The organism is Streptomyces sp. NPDC012888 (genome assembly GCF_042900645.1).
GTDB lineage: Bacteria > Actinomycetota > Actinomycetes > Streptomycetales > Streptomycetaceae > Streptomyces.
The window spans coordinates 331,202-345,446 of the sequence record NZ_JBIBBM010000004.1 but is presented as its reverse complement, the minus strand read 5'-3'; the positions used below and the strand labels follow the sequence as shown (position 1 = coordinate 345,446).

The 14,245-nt window shown below is 74.3% G+C and carries 15 protein-coding genes; 9 read left to right on the top strand and 6 right to left on the bottom strand.

Features of this window, described 5'->3' with window-relative positions; genetic code table 11:
- The first annotated feature begins 238 nt into the window (after positions 1 to 238).
- Positions 239 to 1,000 (top strand): ferritin-like fold-containing protein, encoded by a 762-nt coding sequence (locus tag ACFY61_RS08980; RefSeq protein ID WP_389468915.1) that lies wholly within the window; start codon positions 239 to 241, stop codon positions 998 to 1,000.
- 38 nt (positions 1,001 to 1,038) lie between these two features.
- Here the strand turns inward: ACFY61_RS08980 and ACFY61_RS08975 are convergent, their stop codons facing one another.
- From ACFY61_RS08975 to ACFY61_RS08960, 4 genes are all read right to left on the bottom strand, one after another.
- Positions 1,039 to 1,332, bottom strand: a complete 294-nt coding sequence (locus tag ACFY61_RS08975) for a hypothetical protein (protein WP_389469305.1) — start codon at positions 1,330 to 1,332, stop codon at positions 1,039 to 1,041.
- A gap of 129 nt (positions 1,333 to 1,461) precedes the next feature.
- A complete protein-coding gene (locus ACFY61_RS08970; RefSeq protein WP_389468914.1) occupies positions 1,462 to 1,689 on the bottom strand; it encodes a DUF3107 domain-containing protein in 228 nt (75 codons plus the stop codon).
- A gap of 112 nt (positions 1,690 to 1,801) precedes the next feature.
- Entirely contained in the window at positions 1,802 to 2,443 is a 642-nt protein-coding gene (locus tag ACFY61_RS08965) for a TetR/AcrR family transcriptional regulator (RefSeq protein WP_389468912.1), read from the bottom strand.
- Between the two features lie 159 nt (positions 2,444 to 2,602).
- A complete protein-coding gene (locus ACFY61_RS08960; RefSeq protein ID WP_389468910.1) occupies positions 2,603 to 2,821 on the bottom strand; it encodes a hypothetical protein in 219 nt (72 codons plus the stop codon).
- Positions 2,822 to 2,940: 119 nt separating this feature from the next.
- Between ACFY61_RS08960 and ACFY61_RS08955 the strand changes: the two genes are divergently transcribed.
- The 7 genes from ACFY61_RS08955 to moeZ all read left to right on the top strand — a co-directional run bounded on the left by ACFY61_RS08955 (position 2,941) and on the right by moeZ (position 11,035).
- Positions 2,941 to 3,975 carry an alpha/beta fold hydrolase gene (locus tag ACFY61_RS08955; RefSeq protein WP_389468908.1) on the top strand — a complete coding sequence of 345 codons (1,035 nt, stop codon included), beginning with the start codon at positions 2,941 to 2,943 and terminating at the stop codon, positions 3,973 to 3,975.
- Positions 3,976 to 3,982: 7 nt separating this feature from the next.
- Positions 3,983 to 5,272, top strand: coding sequence for a DUF3152 domain-containing protein (locus ACFY61_RS08950; RefSeq protein WP_389468905.1), 1,290 nt, complete (start codon positions 3,983 to 3,985; stop codon positions 5,270 to 5,272).
- Between the two features lie 174 nt (positions 5,273 to 5,446).
- Entirely contained in the window at positions 5,447 to 6,991 is a 1,545-nt protein-coding gene (locus ACFY61_RS08945; RefSeq protein ID WP_389468903.1) for a glycosyltransferase, read from the top strand.
- Positions 6,988 to 7,992: a hypothetical protein gene (locus ACFY61_RS08940; RefSeq protein ID WP_389468901.1), complete on the top strand. Its 1,005-nt coding sequence runs from the start codon at positions 6,988 to 6,990 to the stop codon at positions 7,990 to 7,992. Before ACFY61_RS08945 ends, ACFY61_RS08940 begins: the two co-directional genes overlap by 4 nt.
- Positions 7,989 to 9,029, top strand: coding sequence for an NAD-dependent epimerase/dehydratase family protein (locus ACFY61_RS08935; RefSeq protein ID WP_389468899.1), 1,041 nt, complete (start codon positions 7,989 to 7,991; stop codon positions 9,027 to 9,029). The genes ACFY61_RS08940 and ACFY61_RS08935 overlap by 4 nt, the downstream gene beginning before the upstream one ends.
- Positions 9,017 to 9,772 (top strand): spherulation-specific family 4 protein, encoded by a 756-nt coding sequence (locus tag ACFY61_RS08930; protein WP_389468896.1) that lies wholly within the window; start codon positions 9,017 to 9,019, stop codon positions 9,770 to 9,772. The genes ACFY61_RS08935 and ACFY61_RS08930 overlap by 13 nt, the downstream gene beginning before the upstream one ends.
- 84 nt (positions 9,773 to 9,856) lie before the next feature.
- Positions 9,857 to 11,035 carry an adenylyltransferase/sulfurtransferase MoeZ gene (gene moeZ / locus ACFY61_RS08925; protein ID WP_389468894.1) on the top strand — a complete coding sequence of 393 codons (1,179 nt, stop codon included), beginning with the start codon at positions 9,857 to 9,859 and terminating at the stop codon, positions 11,033 to 11,035.
- Between the two features lie 82 nt (positions 11,036 to 11,117).
- On the opposite strand, the gene ACFY61_RS08920 is transcribed toward moeZ, so the two are convergent.
- Both ACFY61_RS08920 and ACFY61_RS08915 read right to left on the bottom strand, forming a co-directional pair.
- On the bottom strand, positions 11,118 to 12,671 hold the full coding sequence (locus ACFY61_RS08920) for an alpha/beta hydrolase (RefSeq protein ID WP_389468891.1): 1,554 nt from the start codon (positions 12,669 to 12,671) through the stop codon (positions 11,118 to 11,120).
- Between the two features lie 118 nt (positions 12,672 to 12,789).
- Positions 12,790 to 13,383: a dihydrofolate reductase family protein gene (locus ACFY61_RS08915; protein WP_389468888.1), complete on the bottom strand. Its 594-nt coding sequence runs from the start codon at positions 13,381 to 13,383 to the stop codon at positions 12,790 to 12,792.
- A 68-nt stretch (positions 13,384 to 13,451) separates the two neighbouring features.
- Between ACFY61_RS08915 and ACFY61_RS08910 the strand changes: the two genes are divergently transcribed.
- Complete coding sequence (locus ACFY61_RS08910) at positions 13,452 to 14,045, top strand: TetR/AcrR family transcriptional regulator (protein WP_389468885.1); 594 nt, start codon at positions 13,452 to 13,454, stop codon at positions 14,043 to 14,045.
- Positions 14,046 to 14,245: the final 200 nt, after the last annotated feature.

Here is a 14,245-nt window from a genome sequence, read left to right as displayed (position 1 = left end):
GGCCCCTCATGAGAAGCGGCACGCATGGGCGTGCCACCACATCGAGGGCGGTCGGTTGGAGCCGATCGGGCCACCGACCGGGCATCCTCATTCGGATGGCCCGCCGAGTATCCGGCAGGCGCATTACCACTGTACCCCCAAATCGCGCAGGAGTGTCGGGTGAATTCACCGGATCAGCATCTTTGAGCAGGTCGGGCAGGTGGTTCCGGCGGCCGTCCGGCGGGCTATTGTGCGGAGCATGTCGACCGAAGAAAACGCCCAGCACGAAGTCCAGCCGTCCGCCGACGAGGCCGCGACGGGCATCGCCGCCCAGAGCTGGGTCGAGGCCTCCGCCTCCCCGCAGTACCGGGCCGCCGTGGTGGACCTGCTCGGCGCGCTCGCGTACGGGGAGCTCGCGGCCTTCGAGCGGCTGGCGGAGGACGCGAAGATGGCGCCCACCCTGGCCGACAAGGCGGAGCTCGCGAAGATGGCCTCGGCCGAGTTCCACCACTTCGAGCAACTGCGCGACCGGCTCGCGGCGGTCGACGCCGAGCCGACGGCCGCGATGGAGCCCTTCGCCAAGGGCGTCGACGACTTCCACCGCCAGACGGCGCCCTCGGACTGGCTGGAGGGCCTGGTCAAGGCGTACGTCGGCGACTCCATCGCCAGCGACTTCTACCGCGAGGTGGCCACCCACCTGGACTCCGACACCCGCGCCCTGGTGCTCGGCGTGCTCGACGACACCGGCCACGGCAACTTCGCCGTGGAGAAGGTGCGCGCCGCGATCGAGGCCGACCCGAGGGTCGGCGGCCGGCTCGCGCTGTGGGCCCGCCGGCTGATGGGCGAGGCCCTCTCGCAGGCCCAGCGGGTGGTCGCCGAGCGCGACGCCCTCTCGACCATGCTGGTCGGCGGGGTCGACGGGATGGCGGCGGGCTTCGACCTCGCCGCGGTCGGCGAGATGTTCGCCCGCATCACCAAGGCGCACACCAAGCGGATGGCGGCGCTGGGCCTCGCCGCCTAGCCGGCACCGGACCCGCGCCCCGCGCGGGCGGTCAGGGCCTACGACGGGACCGAAAACGGAGCCCGCCGGCGGGCCGGGCCGCCGCGCGGCGCCGGACGCAGCAGCAGGGACAGCACGACCGCCGACACCAGCACCGCGCCGACCAGCGTCGCAGCCGGCGTGCCGTGCCCGGGGCCCAGCGCGAACCGCGTCAGGTACGCCCCGAACAGCGCCCCCAGCACCCCGCTGACCAGCACCAGCCAGGGCGTCGGCAGGCGCCCGGCGAGGAATCTCACCGCGGCCGAGGACAGTGCGAGACCCAGCAGAGCCGAGCCGAGCGCTTCCAGCAGCAGCATGGTTCCTCCCGCGTGACAGGGGCCTTGGGGGCGGTGGCCGGTCGCAGCCGTCCTACCCGAAGCGGAAGTAAAGGAAACGGCCCGGTGGGGATCCCACCGGGCCGTTTGTCAGCTCGCCCGCACGCCTCAGAGGGCGCCGAAACCGACCTTGCGGATGCTCGGCTCGCCGATGTCGACGTACGACAGCCGGTCCGTCGGCACCAGGACCTTGCGGCCCTTGGTGTCCGTCAGCGACAGCAGCTGCGTCTTGCCGGTGAGCGCGTCACTGACGGCCTTCTCGAGTTCCTCGGCGCTCAGTTCGGTCTCCAGCACGAGCTCCCGGGGTGCGTGCTGCACGCCGATCTTGACCTCCACGGCTTGTCCCTCCGACGTCTCCGGGTCGCGCGATCACCGCGCCGTACACCGACACATTAGCCCGGCGGAACAGCCCGGACGGACGACCCGGGCACGCTCGCAGCGAACAGCGTCAGTGCTGCTCGCTGCCGTGCAGCGGGAAGCCGGCGATGCCGCGCCAGGCCAGCGAGGTCAGCAGGCCGACCGCCTTGTCCCGGGCCACCGGGCTCTCGCTGGACAGCCAGTACCGCGCCACCACCTGGGACACCCCGCCCAGGCCCACGGCCAGCAGCATCGACTCGTCCTTGGACAGGCCGGTGTCCTCGGCGATCACGTCCGAGATGGCCTCGGCGCACTGCAGCGACACCCGGTCGACCCGCTCGCGCACCGCCGGCTCGTTGGTCAGGTCGGACTCGAAGACCAGCCGGAAGGCCCCGCCCTCGTCCTCCACGTACGCGAAGTACGCGTCCATGGTCGCCGCGACGCGCTGCTTGTTGTCGGTGGTCGAGGCCAGCGCCCCGCGCACCGCCTGGAGCAGGTTCTCGCAGTGCTGGTCCAGCAGGGCCAGGTACAGGTCGAGCTTCCCGGGGAAGTGCTGGTACAGCACCGGCTTGCTCACTCCCGCGCGCTCGGCGATGTCGTCCATCGCCGCCGCGTGATACCCCTGCGCCACGAACACCTCCTGGGCCGCGCCCAGGAGCTGGTTGCGTCGGGCTCGGCGCGGCAGTCGCGTGCCCCGCGGGCGCGCCGCCTCGGTCTGCTCGATGGCTGTCACGCCGCCTCCCACTTTCTCTAAGAACACAGTGCGCTCTGCGCCGCGCCCGCCATCGTACTTTTCGGTAACCGAATCCGGGGGGTCCGGACCGAGATTTCTCGCGGTACGGACGCCCTCAGGTGCTGGTCAGGCGCCGCTCAGACGCCGGTCGGGCGCCGGTCAGCGGTACTCCTCCTCGTCGAGGGCCACCACCCGGGCCTGCTCGGCGGCGTCGCCGTCCGCGGCCTCGGCCCGCCGCTCCTGCCCTGCGAGCGGCTCGTCCTCGCGGGGGCTGAGCTCGGTGTGCTGTTCCGCCGCGTCCGCCTCCGGCGCCTCCGCGTCGGGCGCGTCCCGGAACTGGTCACGGAAGCTGTCCGGCTCCGCTGGGTCCACAGTCATGGGGCTCCCCTCTTTCCCTCGCTCACTACGAGACTAGGAGAGTCACCCGTGCGCCGCTAGGCGGATCTGTGACCGCGGACACACGGAAGCCGGTGTGATCGTCTCGTAACATTGGGCGCATGTCTTCGACCGAGCTGCCGGGCGTACGGTCCACCGCCGAGCCCTCCGCACCGGTGCGGACGGTCCGTGTGGGTGAAGGGGAACGACTGCGCACCGTGGCCCTCCCCGGGCTGTCGCTGACCGTCCGCTCCCGGCCGCCGGCCCGCCAGGGACTGCCCACCGCGCTGTACGTGCACGGGCTCGGCGGTTCCTCGCAGAACTGGTCCGCTCTTATGGAGCTGCTGGAGGACACCGTCGACGGCGAGGCCCTCGACCTCCCCGGCTTCGGCGCCTCCCCGCCCCCCGCCGACCGCGACTACTCCGTCACCGGCCTGGCCCGCGCGGTGATCCGGCACCTCGACGCGGCCGGCCGCGGCCCCGTCCACCTCTTCGGCAACTCCCTCGGCGGCGCCGTCGTCACGCGCGTCGCCGCGGTGCGGCCCGACCTGGTCCGCACGCTCACGCTGGTCTCGCCGGCCCTGCCCGAGCTCCGCGTCCAGCGCTCCGCCATCCCCACCGCGCTGCTCGCCGTGCCGGGCGCGGCCGCCGCGCTCGGCCGGCTCACCCGCGACCTCACGGCCGAACAGCGCACCCGGGGGGTGATGGGCCTCTGTTACGGAGACCCCTCACGGGTGACGCCCGAGGGCTTCCGCAACGCCGTCGAGGAGATGGAGCGGAGAATGGCGCTCCCCTACTTCTGGGAGGCGATGGCCCGTTCCTCCCGCGGGATCGTCGACGCGTACACCCTGGGCGGGCAGCACGGACTGTGGCGGCAGGCCCAGCGCGTGCTCGCCCCGACCCTGCTCGTCTACGGCGGGCGCGACCGGCTCGTCTCGTACCGTTTGGCGCACAAGGCGGCCGCCGCCTTCCGCGGCTCGCGGCTGCTGTGCCTGCCCGAGGCCGGACACGTGGCGATGATGGAGTACCCGGAGGTGGTCGCGTCCGCCTTCCGGGACCTGCTCCGGGACTCCGGCGGCGACGGCCCGCCGGGACCCGCGGCCACGGCCGGCGCGGGCGGGGGCGGCGAAGAAGACAAGAGCGACGGCAGAGGCTGAGGGAATCGTGGGACGACATAGTCGCAAGGCCCCCGACCCCGTCTCCGGTGCCGCCCCGGCGCCGCCACCCTCCGTCACGACCGGGATACCGTCCGCCGGATCCGGCCGCCGCCGCAGGACCGAGCCCGCCGTCGTCCACCAGGCCCCCGGCCGTCAGACCGACGCCGCCGCCCGGGCCGGTCACCCCCAGCTGCACGAGCCCGGCGGGGGCTGGGGCGCGGCCGGGGCCGGCACCGTCTACGGCGACTGGCTCGGCACGCCGCGCGCCCGGACCACCCCCGCCGCCGTACTGGACACCGACACCCCCGCCTTCGGGACCCCGGCCGTGGGCTTCCCCCGGCTGACCGTCCCCGGGCCGGTCCCGGCGGCCGCCCCGGAGCGGGAGGACGCGTACGCGGCCACGGCGCCCGAACGCGCCCCCGAGCCGCGGGCGGTGGCACCGGAGTCAGGGCGCGGGGCCAAGGTGCGCACGTACACCGGGATGGCCGCCGCGGCCGTCACCGTCGTGCTCGCCGTGGTCGTGGCCGGGCAGGTGGTCACCGAGGACGAGGGCCGGCGCACCGGCGCCCGGGCCTCGGGCGACGACGCCGCCAACCGGGGCGCCGCCGGCCGGTCCGCGGCCTCCCGCTCCGACGGGCGCCCCACCCCGGCCGCCCCCTCCGCCGCGCCCCCGCAGCCGGTGGTGGCGCCGGAGAAGACGTACGAGCAGAAGATGGCGGAGCAGCTGCCCATCGACCCGGCGCTGGCCGGACCGGGCACCTTCGAGACCGTCCCGGGGCTCGCCAAGGCACCCGGCAAGGGGCGGCTCACCCGCTACCGGGTGGACATCGAGCACGGACTCGGCCTGGACGGGCAGCTGTTCGCCGAGGCAGTGCACCGCACCCTCAACGACGACCGCAGCTGGGCGCACAACGGCGCCCGCGCCTTCGAACGGGTGCCCTCCGGCGAGGTGGACTTCGTCATCACCCTCGCCAGCCCCGGCACCACCGGCACCTGGTGCGCCAAGTCCGGCCTGGACACCACCATCGACAACGTGTCCTGCGACTCGGCCTCCACCGACCGCGTCATGATCAACGCGTTCCGCTGGGCGCAGGGCTCGCCCACGTACGGGCCGCACGCGATGTTCGAGTACCGGCAGATGCTCATCAACCACGAGGTGGGCCACCGGCTGGGGAACGGCCACGTCAGCTGCCGCACCCCGGGCGCCCCCGCGCCGATCATGCAGCAGCAGACCAAGTCCCTCATCATCGACGGGATCCCCTGCAAGCCCAACCCGTGGGTCTACCCCGGCGGCTGACCCGAGCCGCCCGGCCCGACGACCTAGCGCGGTCGAACGCGAACCGTACGGGAAAGTTACGACTCTTCACCCCTTCCGGTGGCGCGACGGACAACCGTCCGTCGCTCCGGCGGCGCATCCGCTTGAGTTTCCCCGCGGCGGAGCGCCGCGAACGGGAGAACGGGGGTGCCACGCGTGCGGATCGCATTACTCACCGACGGTGGCTCGAAGCTGTGGTGCGACCGGCTCGTGCGCGGTCTCCCGCAGCACGAGTTCGAGCTGTACACCCAGCCCGCGCCGGCCCCCGAGGACCGGCACGGCCTCGGCCGCCGGGACCGCCGTCGCTTCGCCGCCGCCTTCGCCGAACTCGCCGCCGGGACCTGCGCCGCCGACGGCGCGGCCTTCGCCACCGGCCTCCACGGCCTCGCCGAACTCGCCCGCGAGCGGCCCGGGACCGAGCGCGCCCTGCGCTCCGAGCAGGCCCTGCGGATCCTGGAGGCCGCCTGCCGGTCCGCCCCGGCCGACCACCACCGCACCCTCCGCACCGCCACCGTCCCCGACCTGGTCCACACCGCGGACGGACTGGCCCGCGCCCTGCGCCCGCTCCGGCTGGACTGGTACGCGGACCGCGGCCGCCTGGCCTCCGCCGACGTGGTGCACGCGGCGGCCGGCGGGACGGCGGCCCTGCCCGGCCTGCTGGCCAAACGCTTCTTCGGGGTCCCGCTGCTGGTCACCGAATACGGCAGCTGGCTCCGCGCGCACTACCTCGACGGCACTGTCACCGGCACCGGGACGGAGCCCGGCCGTCCGCCCGCCGCACGGGCCCTGCTCGCCGCCTTCCACCTCCGGCTGGCCGCCGAACTGTACGCCCGCGCCGACCGGCTGACGCCCGGCAACGCCCACACCCGCCGCTGGCAGGAGCACTGCGGCGCGCCCCGGGCACGGCTGCGCACCGTCTACCCCGGGATGGAGGCGGACCGATTCGCCACCGTGGGGGAGGCGGCCGAAGCCGCGGCCGTCGGTGGGAGCGCCGGCCACCCCGACGAGGACGCCACCCTGGTCTGGGTCGGGCGCGTCGAACCCGCCAAGGACCTGATCGGCCTGCTGCACGCCTTCGCCGAGGTCCGCCGGGCCGAGCCGCGCGCCCGGCTGAGGATCTTCGCCACCGGCGCCGGCTCGCCGGCCTACCTGAAGGACTGCCGCGCCCTCGCCGCCCAGCTCTTCCCCGACGAGGCCGCGGACGCCGTGTCGGCCGGCGAGAACCCCGTCGCCTTCGAGGAGGTGGGCGGCCCCGAGGCGCCCACCCCGGCGGACGCCTACGCGGCCGGCCGGGTCGTGCTGTCCTCCTCCGTGGTGGAGGGGTTCCCGATCACCCTGGTCGAGGCGATGTTCTGCGGGCGCGCCACCGTCTCCACCGACGTCGGCGCCGTCTTCGAGGTCATCGGCGGCACCGGCCTGGTGGTCCCGCCCCGCAACCCGCGGGCCCTCGCCGAAGCCTGCACCTCCCTGCTCCGCGATCCCGAGCGGGCCGCCCGGCTGGGGTCCGCCGCCCGGGCCCGGGCGCTGGAGCTGTTCACCGTGGAACAGAACACGGCCGCCTTCGGCGAGATCTACCTGGACCTGATCGCGACCCGCGGCCCCGCCCCGGCCCCACCCGGGATCCCCTTCGCCCTGCCCGCCGAGGCCCGGGTCCCGGGCAACTGGACCGCTCCCACCCGGCCCGCGGAGGTGACCGCGTGAACCCGGACACCGCAGCCGCGCCCTCCGCCGCCGAGGCCATGGCACCGGCCCGGCGGAGGTCCGCCGGGGACCCGGTCAAGCTGCTGATGCAGCGCAACCGCGAGCTGTGCGAGCAGGCCGTCGACCCGCTGGAGATCGCCGCCGGGCTCGAAGCCCTCGGCCTCACCGACCGGACCGCCGCCCGCTTCCGGCACCGGGACGTGTTCGCCCTGGCCGAGGAGATCTGGGCCCGGGCGCCCCACCCCGGCCCGGCCGGAGCCGCCCGGCCCCCGGCCGCGGGCTCCCCCGACCGCCCGGCCCGGGGCGTGCTGTCCGGCTGCGCGCTCGCCCTGCTGCCCGGCGCGCTGGTCCTGCTGATCGGGGCCGCGACCGGCTCCGGCCGGGCGGAGCCGCCGGTGTGGGCGGCCGCCCTGACCGGGCTGGTCATCGCCGCCGGCCTGCTCCTGCCCGTCCCGCCCGGACCGCGCCCGGCGGGCCCGCTCCGGCGGGTGCCCTGGCCCGCGCTCGCCGTCGCCGCCCTCGGGTACGCCTGGGCCGCGCACCGGTACGGGCCCGCCGCCGGGGCCGGCCTGGCCGCCGCCCTCGCGCCGGCGCACTGGCTCGGCGCCGGCTACGCCGCCCGGGCCCGGCGCCGGCTCGCCCTGAGCCGGACCCTGGACGAGTTCCGGGGTGCGGCCCGGCCGCTGGTGCCCCTCGCCCTCGGGCTGTTCGGCCTGGCCGTCCTGCCGGGGTTCCGGCTGCTCGGCGTCCCGCTCGGCGCCGTACTGCCGCTCGCCCTGCTGCTGTTCCTCGCCCGGCTGTGCCTCGGTCACGCGGTGCCCGTCACCGCGGCCCTCGCCGTGGGCCTGCTGCCGCTGCCCGGAGCCGCGCCGCTGGCCGTCGCCGGGCTCCTCGTACACGCCACGTTCGCGCTGTCCCGCGCATCCGCACACACCCCTACCCATCACACCAAGGAGAAGGACATGACCGGCCAGGCACACGAGCAAGGGGCCGCGCGATGAGGGTGCTGCTGATCGGAGCCAACGGATACCTCGGCCGCTACGTCGCCGACCGGCTGCTCGCCGACCCCGCCGTACAGCTCACCGCGCTCGGCCGCGGCGACGACGCCGACGTACGGTTCGACCTCGCCACCGGCAGCCCCGGCGCCCTCACCCGGTTCCTGGACGCCGTGCACCCCGGCGTGGTCGTCAACTGCGCAGGCACGACCCGCGGCGGAGCCCGCGAACTGACCCGGCACAACACCGTCGCCGTCGCCACCATCTGCGAGTCGCTGCGCCGCAGCGGGTGCGGGGCGCGCCTGGTCCAGCTCGGCTGCGCGGCCGAGTACGGGCCCAGCCAGCCCGGCTCCTCCACCGCCGAGGACGCCGTCCCGAGACCCGGCGGGCCGTACGGGGTCAGCAAGCTCGCCGCCACGGAGCTGGTGCTCGGCTCCGGCCTGGACGCCGTGGTGCTCCGGGTGTTCTCGCCCGTCGGCCCCGGCACCCCGGCCGGGTCCCCCCTCGGCCGGCTCGCCGAGGCCATGCGCCGGGCCATGCAGTCCGGCGACAGCGAGCTGAAGCTGAGCGGGCTCGGGGTGCAGCGCGACTTCGTCGACGTGCGGGACGTGGCCCGGGCCGTGCACGCGGCCTCGCTCTCCGCCGCCCAGGGCGTGGTCAACATCGGCACCGGGCGCGCCGTCCGGCTCCGGGACGCCGCCGCGGTCCTGGCCCGGGTCGCCGGCTACGGCGGGGCCCTGCACGAGCTGGACGTACCGGACCGGGGAGCCCCCGGACACGTCGCACACGCCGGCCACCCCGGGCACGCCGGGCACCCGGGTCACCCCGGACGGACGCTGGGCATCGGCGCCCCCCGTTCCGAGGTCACCCCGGAACAGCTCGCCGCGGCCGCCGCCCCGCCGCAGTACCCCTACCCCGACGGGTGCGGGGCCTGGCAGCAGGCCGACGTGCGCACCGCCCGGGACCGGCTCGGCTGGCGGCCCCGGATCAACCTGGAGGAGTCCCTGGCCGACATCTGGATGGAGGCGGCGTGCCGCATCTGACCACCCCGCCCGGTGCCGCGCCCGCGGCCACCGGGGCCGGCCGGCTGGGCCTGGGCGTCCCCGGCTACGCGCACCCGCTGGTCGCCCCGGTCGAATGGGGCGAACTGGCCCGCCCCGGGACCCCGCTGCACTGGGCCGTGCTGAACGTCACGGACGGGCCCGGGCAGCGGCCCGACCCGCACTGCTCGGAGGCCGCCCACCGGCTGCGGGAGGCGGGCGGCACCGTCCTCGGCCATCTCGACATGCGGGACGGCACGCGGACGTTCGGGGAGCTGGTCTCGGACGCCCACCGCTACACGGACTGGTACCGGGTCGGCGGCTTCTACCTGGCCGGGGCCCCCGCCGGCCGCGAGGAACTGCCGGCCGTGCGCCGCATCGCGGACACCCTGCGGACGCTCGGCGACTCTCTGCGGATCGTGCTGGGCCACGGCACCCACCCCTACGTCGGGTACGCCGAGACGGCCGACCAGCTGGTCACGTTCTCCGGGGCGTGGGCGGACTACCGCTGGTCGCAGGTGGCCGAGTGGACCGCCGAGCACCCGCCGGAGCGGTTCTGCCACTTCGTCCACGGGGTGCCGCGCACGCACCTGGAGGAGGCGGTGCGGATCGCGCGCTGGCAGGGCGCGGGCACGATCTGGTTCACCGACCGCTCCGGCGGCCGGGGCGGGGCGGACCCGTGGGCGGGGATGCCCGCGTACTGGGACGAAATCGTCTCGCGTATCGGACAGGGTGTCTCGGAATGAAGTAGGGCGTGGCACTGTTACGGAAGGAACAACCGTTCAGATACTCCCCGCGCGTGCTGCGGGGATGACCCGCCAGGAGTCCCCGTGTCGTTGCCACCCCTGGTCGAGCCTGCTGCCGAGCTCACCGTCGACGAGGTACGTCGGTACTCCCGTCACCTCATCATCCCCGACGTCGGGATGGACGGGCAGAAGCGCCTGAAGAACGCCAAGGTGCTCTGTGTGGGCGCCGGCGGCCTCGGCTCCCCTGCCCTGATGTACCTGGCGGCGGCCGGCGTCGGCACTCTGGGCATCGTCGAGTTCGACGAGGTCGACGAGTCGAACCTGCAGCGCCAGATCATCCACAGCCAGGCGGACATCGGCCGCTCCAAGGCCGAGTCGGCGCGCGACTCGGTGCTGGGCATCAACCCGTACGTGAACGTGGTCCTGCACGAGGAGCGGCTCGAAGCCGACAACGTGATGGACATCTTCTCCCAGTACGACCTGATCGTCGACGGCACGGACAACTTCGCCACCCGCTACCTGGTCAACGACGCCTGCGTGCTGCTGAACAAGCCGTACGTGTGGGGCTCGATCTACCGCTTCGACGGCCAGGCCTCGGTCTTCTGGTCCGAGCACGGCCCCTGCTACCGCTGCCTCTACCCGGAGCCCCCGCCGCCGGGCATGGTCCCCTCCTGCGCCGAGGGCGGCGTGCTGGGCGTGCTCTGCGCGTCCATCGGCTCCATCCAGGTCACCGAGGCCATCAAGGTCCTCACCGGCACCGGCGAGCCGCTGGTCGGCCGCCTGATGATCTACGACGCCCTGGAGATGCAGTACCGCCAGGTCAAGGTCCGCAAGGACCCCGACTGCGCGGTCTGCGGCGAGAACCCCACCGTCACGGAGCTCATCGACTACGAGGCCTTCTGCGGCGTCGTGTCCGAGGAGGCCCAGGAGGCGGCGCTGGGCTCGACGATCACTCCCAAGCAGCTCAAGGAGTGGATCGACGAGGGCGAGAACATCGAGATCATCGACGTCCGCGAGATCAACGAGTACGAGATCGTCTCGATCCCCGGCGCCAAGCTGATCCCCAAGGGCGAGTTCCTGATGGGCAACGCCCTCCAGGACCTGCCGCAGGACAAGAAGATCGTCCTGCACTGCAAGACGGGCGTCCGCAGCGCGGAGGTCCTCGCGGTGCTGAAGTCCGCGGGCTTCGCGGACGCCGTGCACGTCGGCGGCGGCGTGATCGGCTGGGTCAACCAGATCGAGCCGAGCAAGCCGGTCTACTAGGCACGACCAGGCACGGGCCTGTCACGCGTACGGGCCGCACCCGGCATTGCCGGATGCGGCCCGTACGCGCGTCCGCGCGCCGTCAGGCGGCGGTGCAGACCGTGTTCGCGGGCGGCACGGTGCCGTCGAGCAGGTAGCCGTCCACGGCCTTCTGCACGCACGCGTCCCCGCTGTTGTACGCGCCGTGCCCCTCGCCCTTGTACGTCAGCTCCACGCCGACGCCCTCGCCGAGCCGCTCCGCCATCCTGCGGGCCCCCTCGTACGGGGTGGCCGGGTCACCGGTGTTGCCGATGACCAGGATCGGGGCCGAGCCGGGGGCGCTGACGTCCGGGGTGTCCCAGGCGCCGTTCACCGGCCAGTCGGTGCAGCCCAGCAGGCCCCAGCCGAGGAACTCGCCGAAGACCGGTGAGGCGGCACGGAACTGCGGCAGCCTGGCCTTGGTCTGCTCCAGGGTGTAGCGCTCCTTGGAGTCGGCGCAGTTGATGGCCGTGTTGGCCGCGCCGATGTTGCTGTAGTTGCCGTTGGGGTCACGCCCGTTGAGGGCGTCGGAGAGGGCCATGAGCAACTGGCCCTGGCCGCCCTCCGCTTCGTCCAGGCCCTGTTCCAGCAGGGGCCAGAGCTCCTCGGAGTACAGGGCCTGCGCGATGCCGTTGGTCGCCTGGGCCTGGGTGAGCTCGCGGTCGCCGATGCCGGGGATCGGCTGCTTGTCCAGCCGCTGCTGCAGCTTGATGATGTTCTGCTCGATCTCCTTGGCGGTGCTGCCCTGGAGCCGGCATTCGTCGCCGCGGTCGACGCAGTCCTGGGCGAAGTTGCCGAGGGCCAGCTGGAAGCCCTTGGCCTGGCCCAGGGAGCTCTGCTCGGCGGTCTTCGTCGGGTCCACGACCGCGTCGAACACCGCCCGGCCCACGTTCTTCGGGAAGAGGTGGGCGTAGACCCCGCCGAGTTCGGTGCCGTAGCTGATCCCGAAGTAGTTCAGCTTCTCGTCGCCGAGGGCCTGGCGGAGCACGTCCATGTCCCGGGCCGCGTTCTCCGTGCCCACGTGCGGCAGGACCTTCGCGGACTTCGCCTCGCAGGCCTCGGCGTAGGAGCGGATGCGGTCGACGTACTCCTTCTCCTCGGCGGGCGTGGTGGGGGTGTTGTCCTGGGCGTAGTACGCGTCCAGCCGCCGGTCGTCCTCGCAGCGCACCGGAGCGCTGCGGCCCACCCCGCGGGGGTCGAAGCTGACCAGGTCGTAGCGGTCCCGCAGGCTCGCGTACTCCTGGGCCGCGCCGGGCAGGGTGGTGACGCCGGAACCGCCCGGGCCGCCGAAGTTGAACACGAGCGAGCCGATGCGGCGGTCCTTGTCACGGGCCTGCGACCGGATCACGGCGAGTTCGATCTGCTCCCCGCCGGGGTCGGCGTAGTCCAGCGGCACCTTGAGGGTGGCGCACTGCCACTCCTTCGACGGAGCCTCGCCGCCACCCTGGGCGGGGGAGGGGGTGGGACAGTCGCCCCAGTCGAGTTTCTGCGGCCCGGGGAGGGCGGTGGGACTGCGGCCGCTGGCGCCGCCGCCGTTCCCGCCGGTGCAGGCGCCGGCGAGGAGGGTGGTCGCGGCGAGGGCGGCGGCAGCGGTGGCCCGCAGGGCGTGGCTCGGCATGTCCCCATCCTGTGCCCCGCCCGCCCCGCCCGCCCGCGCCGTGGGCCATCCGGGTCACGGCCCAGGCCCGGCCGAGGGCGCGGGCGCGAGCGGCGAGCCGCGAGCCGTGAGCCGCGGGTCAGCGGCGGGTGAGCCGGGTGAGGGTGACGCCGTGCGGGAAGGAGGTGCGCTCGGCGACGTCGAACACCGTCGGGTCGAAGGCCCCGTCGAAGACGGGGATCCCGGCTCCGGCGACCACCGGGTAGGTCTTGATCACCAGTTCGTCGATCTCGGGCAGGAGCGCGCCGGCCAGCTTGCCGCCGCCGCAGAGCCAGATGTCGAGGTCGCTCTCCTCCCGCTTCAGCTCGCGGACGAGGCCGAGCGGGTCGCCCGGCACGACCGTGACGGCCGGGTCGGTGTCGGGCTTGAGGGTGCTCGACACCACGTACTGGCGGAGGTGGGCGTACGGGCTGGTGAAGCCGGCGTCGAGGCCGGGCCGGTAGCTGCCCAGCCCCATCAGCACCGTGTCGAAGTGCCGGTTGGGGGCGTCGGCGAGGCCGGCGGCGGCACGGAAGGCCGTCGGGACGGTGTCGGGGTGGACGGCGTTGGTCCACGCGGCGTACGCCGCCTCCTGCCGCTCGTCACCGAGCCCGAAGAAGAACTCGTACTCGCCGCCGGGGCCCGCGATGCGGCCGTCGAGGGAGACGCCCACGTAGTACACGAGCTTTCGCATCTGGAACTCCTTGCGTAGTACTCTGTCTGTAGTGGTTGGAATGTAGTACTACAGATGGAGTGGTGTCAATGGCAAGACGGAACGACCAGCGGCGCGCCGCCCTCGTCGACGCCGCGATCGAGGTGCTGGCCAGGGACGGGGCGCGGGGGCTGACCTTCCGGGCGGTGGACAAGGAGGCCGCCGTGCCCACCGGCACCGCCTCCAACTACTTCACCGACCGGGACGACCTGCTCACCCAGGCCGGAGCCCGCGTCTACGAACGGCTCCAGCCCGACGATGCCGAGAGCCGCCGGGTCGAGACGGCCGGCCGCGACCGGGAGACGTACGCCCAGCTGATGCGCGAGCTCGTCGGCCGGGTGTCCTCCTTCCGCACCGGATACCTGGCCCTGCTCGAACTCCGCCTGGAGGCCACCCGCCGCCCCGAGCTGCGCAGGGTCCTCACCGGGCGGGTGCGGGAGGACGTCGACGCCAACGTCGCCTATCACGTGGCCTCCGGGTTCCCCGGCGACGCCACGGCCGTGAAGCTGCTGATGCTGACGCTGAACTGGCTGATCGTGGAGCAGCTGACGCTCCCGGACGTCTTCTCCGAGGCGGAGCGGGACGCGCTGGTGGACGCGGCGGTCGCCCGCATCGTGGCGGAGCCGGAGCCGGAGCCGCGGTAGGAGGAGCGCGGTAGCCGGAGCCGAGGCAGCCGGGCCGCGGTAGCCGCCTCGCGGCCCGTACGACGGCGCGGCGGGGCCCCGGGGTGGCCGGGGCCCCCCCCCCCCCCGGGGCGGGGCCCCCCCCCCCGGGGGCCCCTTGGGCGTACCTGGGGGGGCGGCAGTTGTAAGGGCGACCCGCCCGGCGCACCCGCCGCCCCCAA